This is a genomic window from Pseudomonas sp. ABa2 (genome assembly GCF_056676075.1).
On the sequence record NZ_CM155239.1, the window covers coordinates 1,865,414 to 1,888,343 of the forward strand.

The 22,930-nt window shown below is 68.0% G+C and carries 27 protein-coding genes; 24 read left to right on the forward strand and 3 right to left on the reverse strand.

The annotated features are described in order from the left end of the window. The first annotated feature begins 3 nt into the window (after positions 1–3). From flhF to AC1G9C_RS09280, 14 genes are all read left to right on the forward strand, one after another. On the forward strand, positions 4–1,314 hold the full coding sequence (gene flhF, locus AC1G9C_RS09215; RefSeq protein ID WP_021441785.1) for a flagellar biosynthesis GTPase FlhF: 1,311 nt from the start codon (positions 4–6) through the stop codon (positions 1,312–1,314). A 96-nt stretch (positions 1,315–1,410) separates the two neighbouring features. Beyond that, positions 1,411–2,241, forward strand: coding sequence for a flagellar synthesis regulator FleN (gene fleN / locus AC1G9C_RS09220; RefSeq protein ID WP_031302501.1), 831 nt, complete (start codon positions 1,411–1,413; stop codon positions 2,239–2,241). Beyond that, positions 2,238–2,984 carry an RNA polymerase sigma factor FliA gene (gene fliA / locus AC1G9C_RS09225; RefSeq protein WP_031302503.1) on the forward strand — a complete coding sequence of 249 codons (747 nt, stop codon included), beginning with the start codon at positions 2,238–2,240 and terminating at the stop codon, positions 2,982–2,984. The genes fleN and fliA overlap by 4 nt, the downstream gene beginning before the upstream one ends. An 83-nt stretch (positions 2,985–3,067) precedes the next feature. Further along, complete coding sequence (locus AC1G9C_RS09230; RefSeq protein ID WP_169968482.1) at positions 3,068–3,442, forward strand: chemotaxis response regulator CheY; 375 nt, start codon at positions 3,068–3,070, stop codon at positions 3,440–3,442. A gap of 19 nt (positions 3,443–3,461) precedes the next feature. Next, a complete protein-coding gene (locus tag AC1G9C_RS09235; protein WP_021441788.1) occupies positions 3,462–4,250 on the forward strand; it encodes a protein phosphatase CheZ in 789 nt (262 codons plus the stop codon). Between the two features lie 13 nt (positions 4,251–4,263). After that, entirely contained in the window at positions 4,264–6,435 is a 2,172-nt protein-coding gene (locus AC1G9C_RS09240; RefSeq protein WP_480410000.1) for a chemotaxis protein CheA, read from the forward strand. Between the two features lie 42 nt (positions 6,436–6,477). Then, positions 6,478–7,617 carry a protein-glutamate methylesterase/protein-glutamine glutaminase gene (locus AC1G9C_RS09245; protein ID WP_480410001.1) on the forward strand — a complete coding sequence of 380 codons (1,140 nt, stop codon included), beginning with the start codon at positions 6,478–6,480 and terminating at the stop codon, positions 7,615–7,617. A gap of 25 nt (positions 7,618–7,642) precedes the next feature. After that, positions 7,643–8,383 carry a flagellar motor protein gene (locus tag AC1G9C_RS09250; RefSeq protein ID WP_021444532.1) on the forward strand — a complete coding sequence of 247 codons (741 nt, stop codon included), beginning with the start codon at positions 7,643–7,645 and terminating at the stop codon, positions 8,381–8,383. A gap of 12 nt (positions 8,384–8,395) precedes the next feature. Next, positions 8,396–9,214, forward strand: coding sequence for a flagellar motor protein MotD (gene motD / locus AC1G9C_RS09255; RefSeq protein WP_021444533.1), 819 nt, complete (start codon positions 8,396–8,398; stop codon positions 9,212–9,214). Positions 9,215–9,296: 82 nt separating this feature from the next. Beyond that, positions 9,297–10,085 (forward strand): ParA family protein, encoded by a 789-nt coding sequence (locus tag AC1G9C_RS09260; protein ID WP_021444534.1) that lies wholly within the window; start codon positions 9,297–9,299, stop codon positions 10,083–10,085. Between the two features lie 87 nt (positions 10,086–10,172). Further along, positions 10,173–10,961, forward strand: a complete 789-nt coding sequence (locus AC1G9C_RS09265; protein WP_122108407.1) for a CheW domain-containing protein — start codon at positions 10,173–10,175, stop codon at positions 10,959–10,961. 98 nt (positions 10,962–11,059) lie between these two features. Beyond that, complete coding sequence (locus tag AC1G9C_RS09270) at positions 11,060–11,539, forward strand: chemotaxis protein CheW (protein WP_021445082.1); 480 nt, start codon at positions 11,060–11,062, stop codon at positions 11,537–11,539. Further along, entirely contained in the window at positions 11,539–11,937 is a 399-nt protein-coding gene (locus tag AC1G9C_RS09275) for a DUF2802 domain-containing protein (protein WP_122108406.1), read from the forward strand. The genes AC1G9C_RS09270 and AC1G9C_RS09275 overlap by 1 nt, the downstream gene beginning before the upstream one ends. Before the next feature lie 116 nt (positions 11,938–12,053). Then, complete coding sequence (locus AC1G9C_RS09280; protein WP_480410002.1) at positions 12,054–12,497, forward strand: rhodanese-like domain-containing protein; 444 nt, start codon at positions 12,054–12,056, stop codon at positions 12,495–12,497. On the opposite strand, the gene AC1G9C_RS09285 is transcribed toward AC1G9C_RS09280, so the two are convergent. Both AC1G9C_RS09285 and fliK read right to left on the reverse strand, forming a co-directional pair. Beyond that, positions 12,478–12,819 (reverse strand): EscU/YscU/HrcU family type III secretion system export apparatus switch protein, encoded by a 342-nt coding sequence (locus tag AC1G9C_RS09285; RefSeq protein ID WP_457790364.1) that lies wholly within the window; start codon positions 12,817–12,819, stop codon positions 12,478–12,480. The genes AC1G9C_RS09280 and AC1G9C_RS09285 overlap by 20 nt on opposite strands. Then, a complete protein-coding gene (fliK, locus tag AC1G9C_RS09290; RefSeq protein WP_397497369.1) occupies positions 12,816–14,357 on the reverse strand; it encodes a flagellar hook-length control protein FliK in 1,542 nt (513 codons plus the stop codon). The genes AC1G9C_RS09285 and fliK overlap by 4 nt, the downstream gene beginning before the upstream one ends. A 161-nt stretch (positions 14,358–14,518) precedes the next feature. Between fliK and ccmA the strand changes: the two genes are divergently transcribed. The 10 genes from ccmA (at position 14,519) to AC1G9C_RS09340 (ending at position 21,836) form a co-directional block, all read left to right on the forward strand. Next, a complete protein-coding gene (gene ccmA / locus AC1G9C_RS09295; RefSeq protein ID WP_397497368.1) occupies positions 14,519–15,163 on the forward strand; it encodes a cytochrome c biogenesis heme-transporting ATPase CcmA in 645 nt (214 codons plus the stop codon). Continuing rightward, positions 15,160–15,831, forward strand: coding sequence for a heme exporter protein CcmB (ccmB, locus tag AC1G9C_RS09300; RefSeq protein ID WP_021443804.1), 672 nt, complete (start codon positions 15,160–15,162; stop codon positions 15,829–15,831). The genes ccmA and ccmB overlap by 4 nt, the downstream gene beginning before the upstream one ends. A 72-nt stretch (positions 15,832–15,903) precedes the next feature. Next, positions 15,904–16,659 carry a heme ABC transporter permease gene (locus AC1G9C_RS09305; protein ID WP_021443803.1) on the forward strand — a complete coding sequence of 252 codons (756 nt, stop codon included), beginning with the start codon at positions 15,904–15,906 and terminating at the stop codon, positions 16,657–16,659. Continuing rightward, positions 16,656–16,832 carry a heme exporter protein CcmD gene (gene ccmD, locus AC1G9C_RS09310; RefSeq protein WP_021443802.1) on the forward strand — a complete coding sequence of 59 codons (177 nt, stop codon included), beginning with the start codon at positions 16,656–16,658 and terminating at the stop codon, positions 16,830–16,832. The genes AC1G9C_RS09305 and ccmD overlap by 4 nt, the downstream gene beginning before the upstream one ends. Beyond that, positions 16,829–17,317, forward strand: a complete 489-nt coding sequence (gene ccmE, locus AC1G9C_RS09315) for a cytochrome c maturation protein CcmE (protein ID WP_021443801.1) — start codon at positions 16,829–16,831, stop codon at positions 17,315–17,317. The genes ccmD and ccmE overlap by 4 nt, the downstream gene beginning before the upstream one ends. Continuing rightward, the gene (locus AC1G9C_RS09320) at positions 17,314–19,287 is read left to right on the forward strand and encodes a heme lyase CcmF/NrfE family subunit (protein WP_480410003.1); all 1,974 of its coding nucleotides are present in this window, start codon (positions 17,314–17,316) and stop codon (positions 19,285–19,287) included. The genes ccmE and AC1G9C_RS09320 overlap by 4 nt, the downstream gene beginning before the upstream one ends. After that, positions 19,284–19,823, forward strand: a complete 540-nt coding sequence (locus AC1G9C_RS09325) for a DsbE family thiol:disulfide interchange protein (RefSeq protein WP_480410004.1) — start codon at positions 19,284–19,286, stop codon at positions 19,821–19,823. Before AC1G9C_RS09320 ends, AC1G9C_RS09325 begins: the two co-directional genes overlap by 4 nt. After that, a complete protein-coding gene (locus tag AC1G9C_RS09330) occupies positions 19,820–20,308 on the forward strand; it encodes a cytochrome c-type biogenesis protein (RefSeq protein WP_122108397.1) in 489 nt (162 codons plus the stop codon). Before AC1G9C_RS09325 ends, AC1G9C_RS09330 begins: the two co-directional genes overlap by 4 nt. Next, positions 20,305–21,516, forward strand: coding sequence for a c-type cytochrome biogenesis protein CcmI (gene ccmI / locus AC1G9C_RS09335; protein WP_480410005.1), 1,212 nt, complete (start codon positions 20,305–20,307; stop codon positions 21,514–21,516). The genes AC1G9C_RS09330 and ccmI overlap by 4 nt, the downstream gene beginning before the upstream one ends. Next, positions 21,513–21,836 (forward strand): hypothetical protein, encoded by a 324-nt coding sequence (locus tag AC1G9C_RS09340; protein WP_397497364.1) that lies wholly within the window; start codon positions 21,513–21,515, stop codon positions 21,834–21,836. Before ccmI ends, AC1G9C_RS09340 begins: the two co-directional genes overlap by 4 nt. A gap of 72 nt (positions 21,837–21,908) precedes the next feature. On the opposite strand, the gene AC1G9C_RS09345 is transcribed toward AC1G9C_RS09340, so the two are convergent. Further along, complete coding sequence (locus tag AC1G9C_RS09345; protein WP_480410006.1) at positions 21,909–22,826, reverse strand: urea transporter; 918 nt, start codon at positions 22,824–22,826, stop codon at positions 21,909–21,911. Between the last annotated feature and the right edge of the window lie 104 nt (positions 22,827–22,930).

Consider the following 22,930-nt stretch of genomic DNA (forward strand, 5'->3'; position numbering starts at 1 on the left):
GTCATGCAGGTCAAACGCTTCTTCGCCGCCGATATGCGGGCCGCCATGAAACTGGTGCGAGACGAGCTGGGCGCCGATGCCGCGATCATCGGCAATCGCCGGGTGGCCGGCGGCGTCGAGCTGACCGCTGCGCTGGATTACCAGGTGACGCCGGCGCCGGTACGGCCGAACCCGGCCCTGGAAGCCGAGCTGCGCAAGACCCAGGCGCGCATCGCCAGCGCCCAGGCCGAACTGGCTACCCGTGCCGAGCAGGACGCCGGCAAGGATCGCCAGCTGTTCGCCAACGAGTCGCTGGTGGCGCCGGAATTGCCGGCCACCCCGGTCAAGCCGCAGCGCCCGGCCGAGCCTGCACCGGTGCAGCCTGCGGTCGATCCGCGCGCGCTGGACGCCATGCGCTTCGAACTGCACGGCCTGCGCGAACTGATCGAAATGCAGCTCGGCTCCATCGCCTGGGGCCAGCTGCAGACCCGCCGCCCGCAACAGGCCAACCTCTGGCGCCGGCTGCAGCGCATGGGCCTGTCTGCCGAGCTGTCGCAGGCGCTGCTGAACAAGGTCGCCGACGTCGCCGAGCCGCGCCAGGCCTGGCGCATGCTGCTGGCCTACCTGGCCCACGCGATCAAGACGCCGAAAATCGAGCCGCTGGAAGAGGGTGGGGTGATCGCCCTGGTCGGCCCCGCCGGCATGGGCAAGACCACCACCCTGGCCAAGCTGGCGGCCCGTTACGTGCTTAAGCACGGCGCGCAGCAGGTCGCCCTGGTCAGCATGGACAGCTATCGCATCGGCGCGCAGGAGCAGCTCAAGACCCTGGGCCGCATCCTCGGCGTGTCGGTGACCCAGGTCGACCCCGGCCAGTCGCTGCTGCAGGCCCTGGCGCCACTGGCGAAGAAACGCGTGGTACTGATCGACACCGCAGGTCTGCCGGGCAACGACCCGGCGCTGCGCCTGCAGCTGGAGAGCCTGGCGGCGCGCGGCCTGCAGGCGAAGAATTACCTGGTCCTGGCGGCCACCAGCCAGAGCCAAGTGCTCAAGGCCGCCTACCATAGTTACAAGCGCTGCGGCCTGGCAGGCTGCATACTGACCAAGCTGGACGAAGCCGCCAGCCTGGGCGAGGCTTTAGGCCTGGCTATAAGCCAGCATCTGCCGGTAGCCTATGTCGCCGACGGCCCGCGGATTCCGGACGATCTGCAGGTGCCGCGCAGCCACCAGCTGGTCAGCCGCGCGGTGGGCCTGCAGGCCGCCGAGGAGCCGAGCGAGGACGCCATGGCGCAGCTGTTCGCCGGGCTCTACCAGAGCCCGGCGCGACGCGCCGGCTGAGGCAGCGAGAAGAGAATGTTGCACCCTCGGGCGACACCGTCGCCGGAGTGAACGGCCGGATGGCCAAGTCGAAGTTAGACAAGGTGTGTAGAAAACATGGGTATGCATCCCGTACAGGTGATCGCGGTGACCGGCGGCAAGGGTGGCGTCGGCAAGACCAATGTGTCGGTGAATCTGTCCATGGCCCTGGCCGATCTCGGTCGGCGGGTGATGCTGATGGACGCCGACCTCGGCCTGGCCAACGTCGACGTTCTGCTGGGGCTGGCGCCCAAGCGCACCCTGGCCGATGTGATCAGCGGCGAGTGCGACCTGCGCGACGTGCTGCTGCAGGGGCCGGGCGGCATCCGCATCGTGCCGGCGGCGTCCGGCACGCAGAGTATGGTCAACCTCTCGCCGATGCAGCACGCGGGGCTGATCCAGGCGTTCAGCGAGATCAGCGAGAATCTCGACGTGCTGGTGATCGACACCGCCGCTGGCATCGGCGATGCGGTGGTCAGCTTCGTCCGCGCCGCCCAGGAGATCCTGGTGGTGGTGTGCGACGAGCCGACCTCGATCACCGATGCCTACGCGCTGATCAAGCTGCTCAACCGCGACCACGGCATCAGCCGCTTCCGCGTGCTGGCCAACATGGCCCACAGCCCGCAGGAAGGGCGCAACCTCTTTGCTAAGCTGACCAAGGTGACCGATCGCTTCCTCGACGTCGCCCTGCAGTACGTCGGCGCCGTGCCCTACGACGAGTGCGTGCGCAAGGCCGTGCAGAAGCAGCGCGCCGTCTACGAAGCCTTCCCACGATCCAAGTGCGCCCTGGCGTTCAAGGCGATAGCCCAGAAGGTCGATACCTGGCCGCTGCCGGCCAACCCCCGCGGCCATCTGGAGTTTTTCGTCGAACGTCTGGTGCAGCAACCGACGGCAGACAGCGCCGTATGACAGCAGCTTCTGGACTTCGTATGTACAACAAGGCGCAGGCGCAGGATTCGCAGCACCAGTTGATCGAGCGCTATGCGCCTCTGGTCAAACGTATCGCCTATCACCTGCTGGCCCGTCTGCCGGCCAGCGTGCAGGTCGACGACCTGATCCAGGCCGGCATGATCGGCCTGCTCGAGGCCTCGCGTAAATACGACTCCAGCAAGGGTGCCAGCTTCGAAACCTTCGCCGGCATCCGCATCCGCGGCTCCATGCTCGACGAAGTGCGCAAGGGCGACTGGGCGCCCCGTTCGGTGCACCGCAACAGCCGCATGGTCAGCGACGCGATCCGCGTCGTGGAAGCGAGAACCGGGCGCGACGCTAAAGATCAGGAGGTTGCGGCCGAACTCCAATTGAGTCTGGAAGATTACTACGGCATCCTTGGCGACACTTTGGGCAGCCGCCTGTTCAGTTTCGACGACCTGTTGCAGGACGGCGAGCACGGCGGGCTGCACGAAGACGCCGGGCACACCCACCTCGAACCTTCGCGGGACCTCGAAGACGAACGCTTCCAGGCGGCCCTGGCCGAGGCCATCGCCGGGCTGCCGGAGCGCGAACGCCTGGTGCTGGCGCTGTATTACGATGAAGAACTGAACTTGAAGGAAATCGGCGAAGTGCTGGGGGTCAGCGAGTCGCGCGTCAGCCAGTTGCACAGCCAATGCGCCGCGCGTCTGCGCGCGCGCCTGGGCGAGTGGCGCGCCAGCTGAGGGCTGGCCGGTTTCACGATTAAAGGGCGTATTGCCGAGCGCAATACGTTTGGGACTGTACGGAGGTCGACTTGGACAAGAACATGAAAATCCTCATCGTTGACGATTTCTCGACGATGCGACGGATCATCAAGAACCTCTTGCGTGATTTGGGTTTCACCAACACCGCAGAGGCCGACGATGGCACCTCGGCGCTGCCCATGCTGCAGAGCGGCAGTTTCGACTTCCTGGTGACCGACTGGAACATGCCCGGCATGACCGGCATCGACCTGCTGCGTGCGGTGCGCGCCGACGAGCGCCTCAAGCACCTGCCGGTGCTGATGGTCACCGCCGAGGCCAAGCGCGATCAGATCATCGAGGCGGCCCAGGCCGGCGTGAACGGCTATGTGGTCAAACCCTTCACCGCCCAGGTGCTGAAGGAAAAGATCGAGAAGATCTTCGAGCGGGTCAACGGCTGATGTCGGCCGCGAGGGTGCTATGGAACACGATGACTCCATCTTGGGCGACCTCGAGTCGACCCTGAAAAGCAACGCCCGCGAGTTGGTCGACAGCCTGGAAAAAGGCAACTTCGGCGCCGCGGTACAACTGATCAACGAGCTCAACAAGGTCCGCGACCGCGGCCTGTACCACGAGGTCGGCAAGCTGACCCGCGAGCTGCACAACGCCATCGTCAACTTCCAGCTCGATCCGCGCATGCCGCATGCCCAGGAGCTGTCGCAGATTGCCGATGCCACCGAACGCCTGAATTACGTGGTCACCATGACCGAGAAGGCGGCCAATCGCACCATGGACCTGGTCGAGCAGAGCGCACCGCTGGTCAACGACCTCAGCGACGAAGCGCAGAGCCTGAGCGCCGAATGGGGCCGCTTCATGCGCCGGGAGATGGGCGCCGAGGGCTTTCGTGAGCTGGCCAAGCGTATCGAGCTGTTCCTCGCCCGCAGCGAGCGCGACAGCAGCAAGCTGTCCGGCCACCTCAACGACATTCTGCTGGCGCAGGACTACCAGGACCTCACCGGGCAGGTGATCAAGCGCGTCACCCAGTTGGTCACCGAGGTGGAAAGCAACCTGCTCAAACTGGTGCTGATGGCCAGTCAGGTCGACCGTTTCGCCGGCATTCAGCACGACCATGAGCAGCTGCGCGCCGAACAGGAAAAATTAAAAGAGCCATCTCGGGGTGAAGGTCCGCAGATTCATGCCGATAAGCGTGATGACGTCGCCTCCAGTCAGGACGATGTCGACGACCTGCTGTCCAGTCTAGGATTCTAAGGAGTTCCCCCCTATGAGCTTCGGCGCCGATGAAGAAATCCTCCAGGACTTCCTGGTAGAGGCCGGCGAGATCCTCGAACAGTTGTCCGAACAGTTGGTCGAGCTGGAAAGCCGCCCGGACGACATGAACCTGCTCAACGCCATTTTCCGCGGTTTCCATACCGTCAAGGGCGGGGCTGGATTCCTCCAGCTCAACGAGCTGGTGGAGTGCTGTCATATCGCCGAGAACGTCTTCGACATCCTGCGCAAGGGTGAGCGACGCGTCGACGCCGAGCTGATGGACGTGGTGCTCGAAGCCCTGGATGCGGTCAACGGCATGTTCGGCCAGGTGCGCGAGCGCAGCGAGCCGACCCCGGCGTCGGCCGAGCTGCTGGCGGCGCTGTCGCGGCTGGCCGAGCCGGCTGGTGCCGAGCCCGCCGCCGTGGCGCCGGCTGCCGCGCCGAAGTCCGAAGCCGCCGCCTCCGGCGACATCACCGACAGCGAGTTCGAGCAGCTGCTCGATGCCCTCGGCGAAGCGCCGGCCGGCGACAGCGTGGCGGCCAGCGACGAGATCACCGACGACGAATTCGAATCTCTGCTCGACCAGCTGCACGGCAAGGGCCAGTTCTCCGCGGCGGCTGAGAGCTCCGTCGGCGCGGCCGTGGCGGTCGCGGCCGTCGCGGCGCCGGCCGGCGACGAAATCACCGACGACGAATTCGAGGCGTTGCTCGACCAGTTGCACGGCAAGGGCCAGTTCGCCGGTGCGGTCGAAGCGCCAGCGCCGGCCGTCCCGGTGGCGGCGGCGAGCAGCGACGAGATCACCGACGACGAATTCGAATCCCTGCTCGACCAGTTGCACGGCAAAGGCAAGTTCGTCCCGCCCAGCGAGACCGCTGCCGCTCCGGTCGTCAAGCCGGCTGCCCCGGTTGCCCCAGCCAAGCCGGCTGCGGCGAAGCCGGCGGCCAAGGCCGAACCGGCCGCACCCCGTCCGCCTGCAGCTCCGGCGCCCGCGGCAGACAAGGCGCCGGCGGCCAGCGAGGCGGAAACCACGGTGCGGGTCGATACCGCGCGCCTGGACGAGATCATGAACATGGTCGGCGAGCTGGTGCTGGTGCGTAACCGCCTGGTGCGCCTGGGCCTCAACAGCGGCGACGAGGCCATGTCCAAGGCGGTGTCCAACCTCGACGTGGTCACCGCCGACCTGCAGACCGCGGTGATGAAGACCCGCATGCAGCCGATCAAGAAGGTCTTCGGTCGCTTCCCGCGCCTGGTGCGCGACCTGGCGCGCAACCTGAAGAAGGAAATCAACCTCGAGCTGGTGGGCGAGGAAACCGACCTCGACAAGAACCTGGTCGAGGCCCTGGCCGACCCGCTGGTGCACCTGGTGCGCAACGCCGTCGATCACGGCGTGGAGACCCCGGAGGAACGCGAGAAGGCCGGCAAGCCGCGAGGCGGGCGGGTGGTGCTGTCCGCCGAGCAGGAGGGCGACCACATCCTCTTGTCGATCACCGACGACGGCAAGGGCATGGACGCCGACGTGCTGCGCGCCAAGGCGGTGGAGAAGGGGCTGCTGGACAAGGATGCAGCCGACCGCCTGAACGAGTTCGAGTGCTACAACCTGATCTTCGCCCCGGGTTTCTCGACCAAGACCGAGATTTCCGACGTGTCCGGCCGCGGCGTCGGCATGGACGTGGTCAAGACCAAGATTTCCCAGCTCAACGGCACGGTCAACGTGTTCTCGCAGAAGGGGGCGGGCTCGAAGATCATCATCAAGGTGCCGCTGACCCTGGCGATCATGCCGACCTTGATGGTGATGCTGGAGAACCAGGCCTTCGCCTTCCCGCTGGTCAACGTCAACGAGATCTTCCACCTCGACCTGTCGCGCACCAACGTGGTCGACGGCCAGGAGGTGGTGATCGTCCGCGACAAGGCGCTGCCGCTGTTTTACCTCAAGCGCTGGCTGGTGCCGCAGGCCTTCCACGAGGGCCAGCGCGAAGGCCATGTGGTGATCCTCACCGTGGGCAGTCAGCGCATCGGCTTCGTCGTCGACCAGCTGGTGGGTCAGGAAGAGGTGGTGATCAAGCCGCTGGGCAAGATGCTCCAGGGCACCCCGGGCATGTCCGGCGCCACGATCACCGGCGACGGGCGCATCGCCCTGATTCTCGACGTACCGAGCATGCTCAAGCGCTACGCTCGACGTTTCTGATGGTTGCGGCGTCGGTAGGTCCGGCGCCGTTTAGGAGTGTGTATGGCAGTCAAGGTTTTGGTGGTGGACGACTCCGGCTTCTTCCGCCGGCGCGTTTCGGAAATTCTGTCTGCCGACCCCAATATCCAGGTGGTGGGCACGGCCACCAATGGCCGCGAGGCCATCGACCAGGCGCTGGCGCTCAAGCCCGACGTGATCACCATGGACTACGAGATGCCGATGATGGACGGCATCACCGCGGTGCGGAACATCATGCAGCGCTGTCCGACGCCGGTGCTGATGTTTTCCTCGCTGACCCACGAAGGCGCTCGCGTCACCCTCGACGCCCTGGACGCCGGCGCGGTGGATTTTTTGCCGAAGAATTTCGAGGACATCTCGCGCAACCCGGAGAAGGTCAAGCAGCTGCTGTGCGAGAAGGTGCACAGCATTGCGCGCAGCAACCGCCGTTTTAGTTCGGCCGCGGTCGCTCCGGCGCCGGCTACGGCCAGCCCTGTGCCCGCGCCGGGCAGCCGGCCGGCGGCAACCACGGCCCGCCCGGCCGGCCTGCAACCGCGCCCGGCGAGCCCGGCTGCGGCGCCCGGCGGCGCAGTCGGCGCCAGTTCCGCGGCGCCCAAGCGCAAGGCCTACAAGCTGGTGGCCATCGGTACCTCCACCGGCGGCCCGGTGGCCCTGCAGCGGGTGCTGACCCAGCTGCCGGCCAATTTCCCGGCGCCGCTGGTGCTCGTCCAGCACATGCCGGCAGCCTTCACCAAGGCCTTCGCCGAGCGTCTGGACAAGCTCTGCCGCATCCAGGTCAAGGAGGCCGAGGACGGCGATGTGCTGCGCCCCGGCCTGGCCCTGCTGGCCCCCGGCGGCAAGCAGATGATGGTCGACGCCCGCGGCGCGGTGAAGATCCTGCCCGGCGACGAGCGCCTGAACTACAAGCCCTGTGTCGATATCACCTTCGGCTCGGCGGCCAAGTCCTATGGCGACAAGGTGCTGGCCGTGGTGCTCACCGGCATGGGCGCCGACGGCCGCGAAGGCGCGCGCCTGCTCAAGCAGGGCGGCAGCCAGGTGTGGGCGCAGGACGAGGCCAGCTGCGTGATCTACGGCATGCCCATGGCGGTGGTCAAGGCCAACCTGGCCGACGCGGTCTACGGCCTCGACGAGATCGGCCGGCACCTGACCGAGGCCTGCCTGTAATGAACCCTCACACGGGCGCGTGCGCATGGATGTACTGAGCCTGATCGGCGTCATTCTGGCGTTCGTCGCGATTCTCGGCGGCAACTACCTGGAGGGCGGCCACGCCGGCGCGCTGCTCAACGGCCCGGCGGCGCTGATCGTGATCGGCGGCACCCTCGGCGCGGCCTTCCTGCAGGCGCCGGTCAGCGTGTTCAAGCGCGCCATGGCCATCCAGCGCTGGATCTTCTTCCCGCCGCGCATCGACCTGATCGGCGGCATCAACCGCGTGGTCGGCTGGAGCATGGTGGCGCGCAAGGAAGGCCTGCTCGGTCTCGAGGCGGTGGCCGACGCCGAACCCGACCCCTATGCGCGCAAGGGCCTGCAGCTGCTGGTCGACGGCGCCGAACCGGAATCCATCCGCAGCATCCTCGAGGTCGATCTGTACACCCAGGAGGCGCGCGATATCCAGGCGGCCAAGGTGTTCGAGAGCATGGGCGGCTACGCGCCGACCATCGGCATCATCGGCGCGGTGATGGGGCTGATCCACGTGATGGGCAACCTGGCCGACCCGAGCATGCTCGGCAGCGGCATCGCCGTGGCCTTCGTCGCCACCATCTACGGCGTCGGCTTCGCCAACCTGCTGCTGCTGCCGGCCGGTAACAAGCTCAAGGCCATCGCCATGCGCCAGTCGCGTTACCGCGAGATGCTGCTGGAGGGCATCCTGTCCATCGCCGAGGGTGAGAACCCGCGGTCCATCGAGTTGAAGCTGCAAGGCTTCATGGACTGATGGGAGGCTGTCATGGCGCGTCGGCGGCAGCATGAAGAACACGAGAATCACGAGCGCTGGCTGGTGTCCTACGCGGACTTCATCACCCTGCTGTTCGCCTTCTTCGTGGTGATGTACTCGATCTCCTCGCTCAACGAGGGCAAGTACAAGATTCTCTCCGAGACCCTGACCGGCGTGTTCAACCAGCCGGATCGCTCGATCAAGCCGATCCCGGTGGGCGAGGAGCGGCCGCGCACCGGCGAGCCCGAGCGCGCCTCGCTGGACGAGGCCAACAGCGAGACCCCGGACGACTCCCTGCAGGACATCGCCGCCAGCGTGCGCCAGGCTTTCGGCGAGCTGATCCAGAACGAGCAGCTGACCGTGCGCGGCAACGAGATGTGGATCGAGATCGAGCTGAGTTCCAGCCTGCTGTTCCCCAGCGGCGACGCGCTGCCGAACAACCAGGCGTTCGACATCATCGAGAAGGTCGCCAAGATTCTGGCGCCTTATCAGAATCCAGTGAAGGTGGAAGGTTTCACCGACAACCTGCCGATCCAGACCAGCCAGTTTCCGACCAACTGGGAGCTGTCCTCGGCGCGGGCGGCGAGCATCGTGCGTATGCTGGCCATGGACGGCGTCGATCCGGCGCGGTTGGCGGCGGTCGGCTACGGCGAGTTCCAGCCGGTGGCGGACAACGCCACGGCCGAAGGGCGGGGGCGCAACCGCCGCGTGGTGCTGGTGATTTCGCGCAACCTCGACACCCGGCGCAGCGCCGGCAGCACGGCGGCGCAGCAGTCCGGCGCTGGCACGCAACCTGCACCGGCGCCTGTGTCGGAGGTTCCGCAATCGTGAGCCGTCAAATCCCAGTCGCCTGCTGCGTGCCGGCGACAACCGTTCTCGGCCTGAGTGCTTCACGCCGGGAGGATGAAAGAAGATGAAAGTCTGGGCAGTAGCCAATCAGAAGGGTGGTGTCGGCAAGACCACCACCTCCATCGCCCTGGCCGGCCTGCTGGCCGATGCTGGCAAGCGGGTGGTGGTGGTCGACCTCGACCCGCACGGGTCGATGACCAGTTATTTCGGCCATGATCCCGATGCGCTGGAGCACAGCTGCTTCGACCTGTTCCTGCACCAGGGCGGCGTGCCCCAGGGCCTGCCCAGGCAGCTGCTGCACGGCACCAGCCACGAACGCATCTCCCTGCTGCCGTCGAGCACCGCGCTGGCCACCCTGGAGCGCCAGTCGCCGGGGCAGAGCGGCCTGGGCCTGGTGATCGCCAAGAGCCTGGCGCAGCTGTGGGAGGATTTCGACCACGCCATCATCGACAGCCCGCCGCTGCTCGGCGTGCTGATGGTCAATGCCCTGGCCGCCAGCCAGCAGCTGGTGATCCCGGTGCAGACCGAGTTTCTCGCGGTCAAGGGCCTCGAACGCATGGTCAGCACCCTGGCCATGATCAACCGCTCGCGCAAGCAGGCGCTGCCCTACACCATAGTGCCGACCCTGTTCGACCGCCGTACCCAGGCCTCGATGAGCACCCTGCGGGTGCTGCGCAACAGCTATCCCGAGCACCTCTGGCAGGCCTACATCCCGGTCGATACCCGTCTGCGCGATGCCAGCCGGGCCGGGCGCACGCCCTCGCAGTTCGATGCCGGCAGTCGCGGGGTGATCGCCTATCGGGCGTTGCTCAAGCACCTGCTGAGCCATCAACCGGCAGCGCAGGTGGCCTGACATGCCCGTCTGTGTTGAACTGGCGCACTCAAGTCGGGCCGGGCTGCGGCCGATAGGCTGTACAGGTCTCCATCACGGGTTTCAGTCATGAGTCGTACCCTCGCCACCGCCACGCGTTCCCAGCTGGCCCTGCAGTCCTACCTCGACGGTCTGTTGCAGGAGGCCGCGGCCGAGCTGGAGATGTCCGTCAGCCTCGAGGAATTCGAGAGCGCAGTGCTCGAGGAACAGGTGCGCGATGCGCGCCTGACGGCGCCTGCGCCGGTCGCTCCCGCACCTGTCGTCGCGCCGCGCGCGCCGGTGGCCCTGGTGGTCGCGCCGGAGGTGGAGGTGCAGGCCCCGCCGCTTGCCGCGCCGCTCGAAACGCCGCCGGCGCAGCCGGCCGCGCTGCAGCTGGAGGGGCGGCCGAGCTGGGCCGAGGAGCCGTTCGAGTGCCTGCTGTTCGACGTCGCCGGCCTGACCCTGGCCGTGCCGCTGATCTGCCTGGGTTCGATCTATCCGCTGGAGGGGCAGGAGCTGACGCCGCTGTTCGGCCAGCCGGACTGGTTCCTCGGCATCCTGCCGAGCCAGGCGGGCAACCTCAAGGTGCTGGACACCGCACGCTGGGTGATGCCCGATCGCTACCGCGAGGATTTCCGCGAGGGCCTGCAGTACGTGATCTCGGTGCAGGGCTATGAATGGGGGCTGGCGGTGCATCAGGTCAGCCGGTCGATCCGTCTCGACCCGGCCGAGGTCAAGTGGCGCAGCCAGCGCACCCAGCGTCCCTGGCTGGCCGGTACGGTGATCGAGCACATGTGCGCGTTGCTCGACGTGGCGGCACTCGCCGAATTGATCGCCAGCGGCGGCGCCAAGCGCCTCGCCGCCGGCAAGCTGCACTGAGAATTAGCGGGCCCGCGCGTGCGCCGGGCTCTAAAGTTGATGACAAGCGGGTCGACCCGCGCATGCCGCAGCGAGCGGTTTTTGACGAGGCTAGGGACATGAAGAAAAGTTCTGCACAGGGTGCCGAAGATCCGATTCTGCAGTGGGTGACCTTTCGCCTGGACAACGAGACCTATGGCATCAACGTGATGCAGGTGCAGGAAGTGCTGCGCTACACCGAGATCGCCCCGGTGCCGGGGGCGCCGAGCTACGTGCTGGGCATCATCAACCTGCGCGGCAACGTGGTCACCGTGATCGACACCCGCCAGCGCTTCGGCCTGGGCTCGGCGCCGGTCACCGACAACACCCGCATCGTCATCATCGAGGCGGACAAGCAGGTGGTGGGCATCCTGGTCGACAGCGTGGCCGAGGTGGTCTACCTGCGCCAGTCGGAGATCGAGACCGCGCCGAACGTGGGCAACGACGAGTCGGCCAAGTTCATCCAGGGCGTGTGCAACAAGAACGGCGAACTGCTGATCCTGGTCGAGCTGGACAAGATGATGACCGAGGAAGAGTGGTCGGAGCTGGAGAGTATCTAGTGCTCGAAGCCGCCCTGATCGCCCTGGCGCTGCTCTGCGTGGCGCTGGGCATCGTCTGCCATGGCCTGTACCGCAACCAGCAGCGCATGCTGGCGGAGCAGGCCAAGTGCGATGCCGTGCGCGACGCGCGGATCAAGGAGCTGGGCAAGCGCCTGGATGCCTACCTGACCGGCAGCATCCGCATGGGCGAGGAGTTGCACGAGCTGCGCCGGGTGGTGGCGCCGCTGCCGGACAAGCTCAGTCAGATCGAGCAGCGCGACCCCAGCAGCCTGTCCTTCACTCAGGCCGCGCGCCTGGTCGGCATGGGCGCCAGCGTCGAGGATCTGACCCAGTCCTGCGGCCTGAGCCAGGCCGAGGCCGAACTGATCAGCCGCCTGCACCAGTCCAAGGCGCAATAACCGACGCATAGTCGTCGGCGTTCTTAAAAGCTCGTCCGATCTTCGCCAATCAATCCTAGTACGCCCCCTGGCCACGCCTAAGCTGATGCTGTAGGCATCGCCGCGGGGTGTTCGTCATGCATCGCCTGATTCTGCTGTTGGTCGGCTGGCTGCTGTGCCTGCCGCTCGCCGCCCAGGACGCGCCGCTGGAGGTGCGCGGCGCGATCACGGTCAACGTGCTGCAGGCCAAGCACCTCTACGACCACGGCGCGCTGTTCATCGACGTGCGTCCGTCGCGCGAATGGGGCTGGGGCCATGTCCACGGTGCCCTGCACATGGACCTGGCCGGACGCTTCGCCGGGCTGCAGCAGAGGCACTGGCCGCGCGCGCTGCCACTGGTGATCTACTGCGACAGCGAGGTTTGCCCGCAAAGCGCGCAGGCGGTGCAGCAGGCGGTGGCCTGGGGCTTCAGTCGGGTGTTCTATTTCCGCGGCGGCTACTTCGCCTGGCAGCTGTTCGACTTCCCCAGCGGCAAGGGCGCGGCCGGCGAGGCGCTGGCGGTCAGTCTGCCGGTCCCTTGAGCCGCGGCAGTGGCGGGCTGACGTCGCGCTCGGCGTCGGCCGCGAAGCCGGGCGGGGTCTTGCCCTGCAGGTACCAGGCGAAGGCGATGATCTCGGCGATGCAGCGGTACAGCGCCTCGGGGATGGCGTCGCCCAGCTCCAGGCGGGCCAGCAGGCGCACCAGTTCGGCATTCTCGTAGATCGGCACCTCGTATTCGCGGGCGATGGCGAGGATGGCCTCGGCCAGCTCGTCGTCGCCCTTGGCGCTGAGCACGGGGGCGTTGTGCCCGTCGTAGTTGAGGGCGATGGCCTGGCGCGGCTCGGCCTTGCTCTTGCGGCTCATGCGGTTTCGTCCACCCAGCGTTGTTCCAGCGTGGTTTTCGGCCCCTGCGGCGGCAGGCCCTGGCTGCAGGCCAGTTCGCCGACCTCGAGGCCGGCGGCCTGCAGGCGTTCGCGCAGGTTGCCGAGTTCGGCGCCGATCAGATTGGCGGTATCGGCGCGCTCGGCCCACAGCTGGCTGGACAGGCTGCCGCGCAGCAGCTGGGCGCGCACCTGCAGCGGGCCGAGGTGGTCGAGGTCGAAGGCCAGCTCGACGCGCCAGAGGGTTTCCTTATGCTCCGGCTTGTCCGCCTTGCCGCTGTCCTCGCGCTGCAGCTTGATCTGCAGCGGGATCAGCTCCTGCTGGTGGCGCATGGGCAGCTCCAGCTGCCAGGTGGTCAGCAGGTTGCCGTTGGCATCTACCTGGGTCTGCGCCAGGCTCGACAGCTGGTGGGTCTGCAGGCGCGAGACGGCCGCGGCGGCGAGTTTGAGCAGGGTTTCCAGGTCGGCCTCACCATCCAGGTTCTGCAGCAGCCGCGACGGCAGGGGAAAGCCCAGGGCCTGTTGGCGCGCGGCGCCGGCGGGGCTGAGACCGCCGAGCATCTGCCGGGCCAGCGCCGGCAGCGCCTGGCCCATGGCGCCCTGCAGGCCGGCAAGGGTGGCGGCGCCGCCGGGCAGTTGTGGCAACAACTGGGCGATCAGGCGCAGCAGGTTGGCTTTCAGGTCCTGGGGCAGGGCGGCGGTCTGGCCCTGCAGCAGCTTGGCTTCCAGCAGCACGCCGCTGCCTTCCAGGGCCTGGGCCAGGCCCTTGGCCGTGCTCAGTTGGGTGCTGTCGGGCAGAGCACCGAGCAGGCGCTCGATGCCGCTGCGCAGCTCGCCGCTCAGTTCGGCCTTGCCAGCCAGGCCCTGCAGCCCCTTGAGCAGGCCCTCCAGCGAGGCCTGGCGATTGTGCTGGGCGGCCAGTTGCTGGCCCAGCACCAGTTGATCGAGGCGGCCGCTGAGCGGCAGGAAATTCAGGCTCTGGCTGCCCTGTACCTGGGCGCTGAGCAGGCTGCCCAGAGGCAGCGCCAGCGGGCTGTCGAGGGCCAGCTGGCGGCCGGCCAGCGGGGTGTTGAGCAGGTTGACCAGCAGCCGGTAGACCGCCTGCGCACCCTGCGGCGGCAACGGTTCGCGGCTGGTCACCTTGCCCTGCACCAGGGTGCCGGGCGGCAGTTGTTGCAGGTCGAGGCTGGTCAGCGGCTTGTCACCGCCGGCCTGCAGCGCCAGGGCCAGGCGGGTGTCGGACAGCGCGGTGACCAGCAGCGCGCTGCCCTGGGCCAGCGGGCGCGGGCTCTCGGCCTGCAGGGTGGCCTGGCGCCCGCCCGCCAGGGTCAGCTTGAGCAGCAGTTGGAAACTCTGCGCCTGTTCCTTGAGGGCGATCACCTCGGCCTTGGCGCTTTCGCCGGCCGCCAGCAGGCCGTCCAGCGGCTGCAGCAGGCGCACGGCCAGGTCGGCGGCGCTGACGGCGGGGCGCACCGCCGGCGGCGTGGCGGGAAGCGGACGGGGACTGCTGATTTCGCTCATGAGCGCTCGGTAGGCCGAAAGTCTATTAACACCCTGTCGAAAATGCTGACTGCGGGGACAGTGATGCGACATGTATAATGCCGCCCCGTTCCGCACCGCACTTCCGGCTCGCGTCAGTATAGCGGCCGGGGCACCGCCGACTTTAACCCTGCCAGGTAGCGATGACACCTCCCGCCCCCCTTCTCGAAGCCGTGGCGCTCAGCTGTGAGCGGGATTGGCGCATGCTCTTCGAACACCTGCATTTTCATCTGCAGGCCGGCGACATGCTGCAGATCAGCGGCCCCAACGGCAGCGGCAAGACCAGCCTGCTGCGCCTGCTGGCCGGGCTGATGCAGCCCACCGCCGGCAGCATCCGCCTGCAGGGTAGGCCGCTGGCCGAACAGCGCGGCGAACTGGCGCGCAATCTCTTGTGGATCGGCCACGCCGCCGGCATCAAGGGCCTGCTGAGCGCCGAGGAAAACCTGGCCTGGCTCTGCGCGCTGCACACCCCGGTCGGCCGCGAGGCGATCTGGCAGGCGCTGGCCGCCGTCGGCCTGCGCGGCTTCGAGGACGTGCCCAGCCACACCCTGTCCGCCGGTCAGCAGCGCCGCGTCGCCCTGGCGCGCCTGTACCTGGCCGATGCGCCGCCGCTGTGGGTGCTCGACGAGCCTTTCACCGCGCTGGACAAACAAGGGGTGGCGCAGCTGGAGCAGCACCTGGCGGCGCACTGCGAGCGCGGCGGGGTGGTGGTGCTGACCACCCACCACAGCCTGCAGCACAAGCCGGCCACCTACCGCGAACTGGACCTGGGGCAGCACGCCGCATGAGCAACGTCTTCAGCCTGCTGCTCGCCCGTGAAATGCGCCTGCTGGCGCGGCGTCCGGCCGAGCTGGCCAACCCGCTAGTGTTCTTCGCCATAGTGGTCGCGCTGTTTCCGCTGGCGGTGGGGCCGGAGACGCAATTGTTGCAAACCCTTTCGCCGGGGCTGCTGTGGGTGGCGGCGCTATTGGCCGTGCTGCTCTCGCTGGACGGGCTTTTCCGCAGCGATTTCGAGGACGGCTCGCTGGAACAGTGGGTCCTTTCGTCGCACCCCCTGCCTCTTCTGGTGTTGGCCAAGGTGCTGGCACACTGGCTGTTCAGCGGTCTGGCGCTGGTGCTGCTGGCGCCCCTGCTGGCGCTGATGCTCGGCCTGCCCGGGCGCTGCCTGCCGGTGCTGCTGCTGTCGCTGCTGCTCGGCACCCCGGTGCTGAGCCTGCTCGGCGCGGTGGGCGCGGCGCTCACCGTCGGTCTCAAGCGCGGCGGCCTGCTGCTGGCGCTGCTGATTCTGCCGCTGTACATCCCGGTGCTGATTCTCGGCAGCGGGGCGCTGCAGGCGGCCCTGCAAGGATTGCCGGCGACCGGCCACCTGTTGTGGCTGGCCAGCCTCACCGCCCTGGCGGTGACCCTGACACCTTTTGCAATTGCCGCCGGCCTGACCATCAGCGTCGGCGAATAATAACGAACCGTGAACCGTGGCCCGCGCTTCCCCGGATTGCATCCGGGCCACGTTTGAGTGATGAGTCGAGCGATGAACTGGACGTGGTTTCACAAGTGGGGTTCGCCCAAGTGGTTCTATGAGATCAGCGGCCGCTGGCTGCCCTGGCTGAGCATCGCCGCCGGGCTGCTGATCGCCGCCGGGCTGGTCTGGGGCCTGGCCTTCGCGCCGCCGGACTACCAGCAGGGCAACAGCTTCCGGATCATCTACATCCACGTGCCGGCGGCCTTCCTCGCCCAGTCGATCTACGTGATGCTGGCGGTCGCCGGCCTGGTCGGCCTGGTGTGGAAGATGAAGCTGGCCGACGTCGCCCTGCAGCAGGCCGCGCCCATCGGCGCCTGGATGACCGCCATCGCCCTGCTCACCGGCGCCATCTGGGGCAAGCCGACCTGGGGCACCTATTGGGTGTGGGACGCGCGCCTGACCTCGATGCTGATCCTGCTGTTCCTCTACTTCGGCGTGATCGCCCTGGGCAACGCCATCAGCAACCGCGACAGCGCGGCCAAGGCCTGCGCGGTGCTGGCCATAGTCGGGGTGGTCAATATCCCGATCATCAAGTACTCGGTGGAGTGGTGGAACTCGCTGCACCAGACCGCCACCTTCAAGATCACCGAGAAGCCGGCCATGCCGGTGGAAATGTGGCTACCGCTGCTGCTCGCCGTGCTCGGCTTCTACTGCTTCTTCGGCGCCGTGCTGCTCTACCGCATGCGCACCGAGGTGCTCAAGCGCGAGGCGCGCAGCAGTTGGGTGAAAGCCGAGGTCGAATCCCTGGTGGAGGGCAAGGCATGAGTTTTTCCTCCTTCGCCGAGTTTCTCGCCATGGGCAGCCATGGCGCCTACGTGTGGAGCGCCTACGGCATCAGCCTGGCGGTGCTGGCGCTGAATGTGGCGTGGCCGATCCTGGCGCGCCGCCGTTACCTGCAAGACGAGGCGCGCCGTTTGCGCCGGGAGAAGTCGAAGTGAATCCGGTCCGCAAGAAACGTCTGTACATCGTTCTGGCCATCCTCTGCGGCGTCAGCATCGCCGTGGCCCTGGCGCTGACCGCGCTGCAGGAGAACATCAACCTGTTCTACACCCCGACCCAGATCGCCGACGGCGAGGCGCCGCTCGATACCCGCATCCGCGCCGGCGGGCTGGTGGAGGAGGGCTCGGTGAAGCGCTCGCCGGACAGCCTGGAGGTGGACTTCGTGGTCACCGACGGCGCCAAGGGCATCACCATCCGCTACCAGGGCATCCTCCCCGACCTGTTCCGCGAGGGCCAGGGCATCGTCGCCCTGGGCAAGGTCAACGAGCAGGGCGTGCTGGTGGCCGACGAGGTGCTGGCCAAGCACGACGAGAACTACATGCCGCCGGAAGTGATGCAGGCGCTGGAGAAGAGCGGCATGAAGCAGCAACACGACGCCGCCACTGCCGGCAAACAGGCCTACCAGCAGGAGAGTGCGCAATGATCCCCGAGCTCGGCCATCTGGCGATGATCCTGGCGCTGTGCCTGTGCTTGGTGCAGGCCACGCTGCCGCTGATCGGCGCCTGGCGCGGCGACCACCAGTGGATGAGCCTGGCGCAGCCGGCCGCCTGGGGCCAGTTCGCCTTCCTGCTGTTTTCCTTCCTCTGCCTGACCTACGCCTTCATGGTCGACGACTTCTCCGTCGCCTACGTGGCCAACAACTCCAACAGCGCGCTGCCCTGGTACTACAAGTTCAGCGCCGTGTGGGGCGCCCACGAGGGCTCGCTGCTGCTGTGGGCGCTGATCCTGGCCGGCTGGACCTTCGCCGTGGCGATCTTCTCCCGCCACTTGCCGGAAGAGATGCTGGCCCGCGTGCTGGCGGTGATGGGCATGATCAGCATCGGCTTCCTGCTGTTTCTGATCGTCACCTCCAACCCCTTCGAGCGTCTGCTGCCGAATGCGCCGATGGACGGCCGCGACCTCAACCCGCTGCTGCAGGACTTCGGCCTGATCGTCCACCCGCCGATGCTGTACATGGGTTACGTCGGCTTCTCGGTGGCCTTCGCCTTCGCCATCGCCGCGCTGCTCGGCGGCAAGCTGGACGCCGCCTGGGCGCGCTGGTCGCGTCCGTGGACCATAGTCGCCTGGGCCTTCCTCGGCATCGGTATCGCCCTGGGCTCCTGGTGGGCCTACTACGAGCTGGGCTGGGGCGGCTGGTGGTTCTGGGACCCGGTGGAGAACGCCTCCTTTATGCCCTGGCTGGTGGGGACGGCTTTGATTCACTCGCTGGCGGTGACCGAGAAGCGCGGCGTGTTCAAGAGCTGGACCGTGCTGCTGGCCATCGCCGCCTTCTCCCTCAGCCTGCTCGGTACCTTCCTGGTGCGTTCCGGGGTGCTGACCTCGGTGCATGCCTTCGCCACCGACCCCGAGCGCGGCGTGTTCATCCTCGCCTTCCTGCTGCTGGTGGTGGGCGGCTCGCTGGCGCTGTTCGCCCTGCGCGCGCCGGTGGTGCGCAGCCAGGTCGGCTTCGGCCTGTGGTCGCGCGAGACCCTGCTGCTGGTCAACAACATCGTGCTGGTGGTGGCCGCGGCGATGATCCTGCTCGGCACCCTCTACCCGCTGGTGCTCGACGCACTGACCGGGGCCAAGCTGTCGGTCGGCCCGCCTTACTTCAACGCGCTGTTCGTGCCGCTGATGGCGCTGCTGATGGCAGTGATCAGCGTCGGCGTGCTGGTGCGCTGGAAGGACACCCCGCTGCACTGGCTCGGGCGCATGCTGGCGCCGGTGTTGGTGGCCAGCGTGGTGCTGGCGCTGGTCGCCACCTTCGTCCACGGCGACTTCCACTGGGCGGTGCTCGCCGTCTGCCTGCTGGCGGCCTGGGTGGTGCTGGCCGGTGCCCGCGACATCCTCGACAAGACCCGCCACAAGGGCCTGCTCAAGGGCCTGCCGAGCCTCGGTCGCAGCTACTGGGGCATGCAGATGGCACATTTCGGTTTCGCCCTGTGCGCCATCGGCGTGGTGCTGACCAGCCTGGGCAGCTACGAGCGCGACCTGCGCATGGCGCCGGGCGATTCGGTGGAACTGGGCGGTTATCGCTTCCAGTTCGACGGCGCGGTGCACCATGAGGGGCCCAACTTCATCTCCGACAAGGGCACGGTGCGGGTGTTCGACGGCGAGCGGCAGATCAAGGTGCTGCACCCGGAGAAGCGTCTGTACACCGTGCAGCAGGCAACCATGACCGAGGCGGGCATCGACGCCGGCTTCACCCGCGACCTCTTCGTCGCCCTCGGCGAGCCGCTGGAGCAGGGCGCCTGGGCGGTGCGCGTGCACATCAAGCCCTTCGTCCGCTGGATCTGGCTGGGCGCGCTGCTGATGGGCCTCGGCGGTTTCCTCGCCGCCAGCGATTCGCGTTACCGGATCAAGGTGCGCACCCGCGTGCGCGAAGCCCTCGGCATGGCGGAGGCCAAGGCATGAAACGACTGTTGCTGCTGCTGCCGCTGCTGGCCTTTCTCGGCATCACCGTGTTTCTCTACCGCGGGCTGTTCCTCGACCCCTCGGAGCTGCCCTCGGCGCTGATCGGCAAGCCCTTCCCGGCCTTCAGCCTGCCGTCGCTGGACGATCCGGCGCGCACCCTGACTCAGGAGGACCTCAAGGGCAAACCGGCGCTGGTCAACGTCTGGGCCACCTGGTGCCCGGCCTGCCGTCACGAGCACCCGGTGCTGAACAAGCTGGCCGAGGCCGGCGTGGTGATCCACGGGGTCAACTACAAGGATGAACGCGAGCCGGCGCAGAAATGGCTGCGCGACCTGCACAACCCCTACCAGCTCAACATCGAGGACGCCAAGGGCAGCCTGGGCCTGGACCTGGGCGTGTACGGCGCGCCGGAAACCTTCTTCGTCGATGCCCAGGGCATCATCCGCCACAAGTTCGTCGGCACCATCGACGAGCGCGTCTGGCGCGAGAAGCTGGCGCCGATCTACCAGCAACTGGCCGACGAGGTGCAGCCATGAAGCGCCTGCTGCTCAGTTGCGGTCTCAGCCTCGGCCTGCTGGCCGGCGCCCAGGCCGCCATCGACACCTTCGAGTTCGCCAGCGAGGCGGAGCGCCAGCGCTACCGCAACCTGATCGAAGAACTGCGCTGCCCCAAGTGCCAGAACCAGAACATCGCCGACTCCGACGCGCCGATCGCCATGGACCTGCGCAGCGAGATCTTCCGCATGCTGGAGGAGGGCAAGAGCAACGAGCAGATCATCGACTTCCTGGTCTCGCGCTACGGCGACTTCGTGCTCTACAACCCGCCCGTCACCGGGCGCACCCTGCTGCTCTGGTACGGCCCGGCCGGCCTGCTGCTGATCGGCTTCGGCGTGCTCGGGACCATCGTCCTGCGCCGCCGCAAGCAGCAGAAGACGCGCCCGGCCGCCGGCCTCTCCGCCGATGAGCAGCAGCGCCTCGCCGCGCTGCTCGAGCAAAACTCTCAGGACAAGAAAGACCAATGATCGATTTCTGGTTGCCCGCCGGGTTGCTGCTGCTGACCGCCCTGGCGTTTCTGCTGATCCCGGTGCTGCGCATTCGCAAGCTGCAGGCCGAGGAAGACCGCACCGCCCTCAACGTCACCCTCTACCAGGAGCGCCTGCAGGAGCTGGAAACCCAGCGCCAGGCCGGCGTGCTCGACGACGCCCAGCTCGAGGCCGGCCGCGCCGAGGCCGCGCGCGAACTGCTGGCCGATACCGAAGGCGTGCAGCGCCGCAGCGGCGTGCTCGGCGGCAAGATCCCGCTGCTCGCCGCCATCCTGGTGCCGCTGCTGGGCGTCGGCCTGTACCTGCACTGGGGCGCCCTGGCTCAGGTCGAGCAGACCCGCCAGCTGGCCGCGCAGCAGCCGCAGAGCATCGAAGAGATGACCGTGCGCCTGGAACAGTCGCTCAAGGACAACCCGGAGTCGGCCGAGGCCTGGTACTTCCTCGGCCGCACCTATATGGCCCAGGAGCGCGCCGCTGATGCGGCCAAGGCCTTCGAACAGGCGGTGAAGCGGGCCGGCCGTGCGCCGGAGTTGCTCGGCCAGTGGGCGCAGGCGCTGTACTTCGCCGGCGGCAAGCAATGGAACGACGAGCTGCAGGCGCTGACCGACGAGGCGCTGAAGGCCGACCCGCAAGAGGTGACCAGCCTCGGCCTGCTCGGCATCGCCGCCTACGAGAGCCAGCGTTACGCCGATGCGGTGCGCTACTGGGAGCGCCTGGTGGCGGTGCTGCCGGAACAGGACCCGTCGCGCGCGGCGATTGCCGGCGGCATCGAGCGTGCCCGTCAGCAGATTGGCGCAGGCGAGCAGCCGCCGGCCGCCGCCGCGCCGGGCGCCAAGGTGCATGCCCTGGAAGTCAGCGTGGCGCTGTCGCCCGAGGTGCAGGCGCAGGTACAGCCGGACGACAGCGTGTTCGTTTTCGCCCGCGCCTTGAGCGGCCCGCCCATACCGCTGGCGGTCAAGCGCCTGAAGGTTTCCGACCTGCCGGCGCAGGTCAGCCTGTCGGATGTCGATGCGATGATGCCCGAGCTCAAGCTGTCGGCCTTCGAACAGGTGCAGCTGGTGGCGCGGGTGTCGCGCGAGGGCAATGCCACCCGCGGCGAGTGGATCGGCCAGCGCGGGCCGGTGTCGAACACCGCTCGCGACACCCAGGCGCTGCTGATCGACAGCCGCGACGGCCAGGCGCAATGAAGCGCCTGGCGCTGCTTGGCGCGCTCAGCCTGAGTCTGGTCGGTTGCGCCGTGCAGCCCAGTGCGCCGCTCGGCTCGCTGCCGCCGGTGCAGCAGCCGTCGCACCCGCGCTACGCGCCGCCGCCGGGCGTGGCCAGCCACTGGAACCCGGCGCTGGGCGTCTACGTGGTCGAGGGCGCGCGCGACCTCTACTACCGCGAGCGCATCTTCTATCGCTGGGCCAGCGGCTGGAGCTGGTCGCCGCAGCCCGGCGGGCCCTGGCGCGCCACCGACAGCAGCGGCATCCCGCCGGGGCTCTACCGGCATTACCAGAGCCGCTGAAGTCTGTCCGCTCGACACACGGCGCCCCAGGGCGCCGTTCTGCGTACTGGGGATCGGCCCGGTCGAGACTGTTCAGGGTTGGCGCCGCGGCGCACTGTCCTTCACCGCCTGACGCCAGCGTTGCGCGCTGGCCTTGACCAGCCAGCAGGCGAGGATAAAGGGCATGGTCAGCGCCGGTATTTCGAGAGCGGCGAAACCCGGTTGCAGCAGCAGGGCCAGCAGCAGGCCGCACAGCGGCGCGATGGGGTTGCGCTGCACCTGGGCCAAGGCGATGGCGGCGAGGCTGGCGTTGTAGCCGTAGAGTCCGGCCAGGGCGCCGTCGCTGGGCCAGCCCTGCAGCAGGGCGAGGGCGAAGCCGGCGCTCGAGCCCAGCACGGCCCACAGCGCGGCGCGGCGGTCTGCCAGCAGCAGGCCGAGCAGCAGGGCGAGGCCGGCCAGCGGCGCGTCGAGGAAGATCACCTGGCCCAGGCCGCGCAGCACCGCCAGCAGCAGCTCCACGCCGGCCAGCTCGGGCGTGCCGGGCGCCGGCGCTGGCGCTGCCGGCGGCAGGCCCAGCGGGGCGGCCAGGGCCAGCAGCGCCCAGCCCAGCACGACGAACGGGAAGGTGAAAGCCGGCAGCCAGCCATGCTGGCGCATGCGCCGCATCCAGGGGGCCAGCAGCAGGCTGGAGAGCCCGGCGCTGGCGACGATCAGCAGCGGCAGCAGCGGTGTCCAGGCCAGTTTCAGGCTGAGCAGCAGGCCGAGCAGGATGCCGTTGTAGCCGTACAGGCCGATGGCGATGTCCGCCTGCGGGTAGCCGCGGCGCTGCGCCACCAGCATCGAGGCCAGGCCGCCGAGCAGCGCGCCGCCGAGCAGGTCGGGTGCGCCGAGCACAATCGCCAGCAGCACCAGCAGGCCGCAACCGGGGTGCTGCTGCAGGAAGATCTGGGCGAAGCCGCAAAGCAGGGCGCGCAGGCCTTGCAGGGCGTGCTGGGAAGAGAGAGGCGACATGCTGGACTCGAAACAAAAAGAGGCGCCCGATGGGCGCCTGCAAACTGGTTATGCCCGCGCGGGGCTCGGGGAGCGCGTTCTTCCTGGATTCATTCGCGGCTGAA

Coding starts and splice junctions, on each gene's coding strand:
- AC1G9C_RS09265 (WP_122108407.1), top strand. CDS start 10,173: ATGAGTCGTACCCTCGCCACCGCCACGCGTTCCCAGCTGGCCCTGCAG.
- AC1G9C_RS09345 (WP_480410006.1), bottom strand. CDS start 22,826: ATGTCGCCTCTCTCTTCCCAGCACGCCCTGCAAGGCCTGCGCGCCCTG.
- AC1G9C_RS09270 (WP_021445082.1), top strand. CDS start 11,060: ATGAAGAAAAGTTCTGCACAGGGTGCCGAAGATCCGATTCTGCAGTGG.
- AC1G9C_RS09245 (WP_480410001.1), top strand. CDS start 6,478: ATGGCAGTCAAGGTTTTGGTGGTGGACGACTCCGGCTTCTTCCGCCGG.
- AC1G9C_RS09305 (WP_021443803.1), top strand. CDS start 15,904: ATGAACTGGACGTGGTTTCACAAGTGGGGTTCGCCCAAGTGGTTCTAT.
- motD (WP_021444533.1), top strand. CDS start 8,396: ATGGCGCGTCGGCGGCAGCATGAAGAACACGAGAATCACGAGCGCTGG.
- AC1G9C_RS09340 (WP_397497364.1), top strand. CDS start 21,513: ATGAAGCGCCTGGCGCTGCTTGGCGCGCTCAGCCTGAGTCTGGTCGGT.
- AC1G9C_RS09280 (WP_480410002.1), top strand. CDS start 12,054: ATGCATCGCCTGATTCTGCTGTTGGTCGGCTGGCTGCTGTGCCTGCCG.
- flhF (WP_021441785.1), top strand. CDS start 4: ATGCAGGTCAAACGCTTCTTCGCCGCCGATATGCGGGCCGCCATGAAA.
- AC1G9C_RS09240 (WP_480410000.1), top strand. CDS start 4,264: ATGAGCTTCGGCGCCGATGAAGAAATCCTCCAGGACTTCCTGGTAGAG.
- AC1G9C_RS09320 (WP_480410003.1), top strand. CDS start 17,314: ATGATCCCCGAGCTCGGCCATCTGGCGATGATCCTGGCGCTGTGCCTG.
- ccmD (WP_021443802.1), top strand. CDS start 16,656: ATGAGTTTTTCCTCCTTCGCCGAGTTTCTCGCCATGGGCAGCCATGGC.
- AC1G9C_RS09260 (WP_021444534.1), top strand. CDS start 9,297: ATGAAAGTCTGGGCAGTAGCCAATCAGAAGGGTGGTGTCGGCAAGACC.
- AC1G9C_RS09230 (WP_169968482.1), top strand. CDS start 3,068: ATGAAAATCCTCATCGTTGACGATTTCTCGACGATGCGACGGATCATC.
- AC1G9C_RS09235 (WP_021441788.1), top strand. CDS start 3,462: ATGGAACACGATGACTCCATCTTGGGCGACCTCGAGTCGACCCTGAAA.
- AC1G9C_RS09330 (WP_122108397.1), top strand. CDS start 19,820: ATGAAGCGCCTGCTGCTCAGTTGCGGTCTCAGCCTCGGCCTGCTGGCC.
- AC1G9C_RS09250 (WP_021444532.1), top strand. CDS start 7,643: ATGGATGTACTGAGCCTGATCGGCGTCATTCTGGCGTTCGTCGCGATT.
- fliK (WP_397497369.1), bottom strand. CDS start 14,357: ATGAGCGAAATCAGCAGTCCCCGTCCGCTTCCCGCCACGCCGCCGGCG.
- ccmI (WP_480410005.1), top strand. CDS start 20,305: ATGATCGATTTCTGGTTGCCCGCCGGGTTGCTGCTGCTGACCGCCCTG.
- fleN (WP_031302501.1), top strand. CDS start 1,411: ATGGGTATGCATCCCGTACAGGTGATCGCGGTGACCGGCGGCAAGGGT.
- AC1G9C_RS09325 (WP_480410004.1), top strand. CDS start 19,284: ATGAAACGACTGTTGCTGCTGCTGCCGCTGCTGGCCTTTCTCGGCATC.
- fliA (WP_031302503.1), top strand. CDS start 2,238: ATGACAGCAGCTTCTGGACTTCGTATGTACAACAAGGCGCAGGCGCAG.
- AC1G9C_RS09285 (WP_457790364.1), bottom strand. CDS start 12,819: ATGAGCCGCAAGAGCAAGGCCGAGCCGCGCCAGGCCATCGCCCTCAAC.
- ccmA (WP_397497368.1), top strand. CDS start 14,519: ATGACACCTCCCGCCCCCCTTCTCGAAGCCGTGGCGCTCAGCTGTGAG.
- ccmB (WP_021443804.1), top strand. CDS start 15,160: ATGAGCAACGTCTTCAGCCTGCTGCTCGCCCGTGAAATGCGCCTGCTG.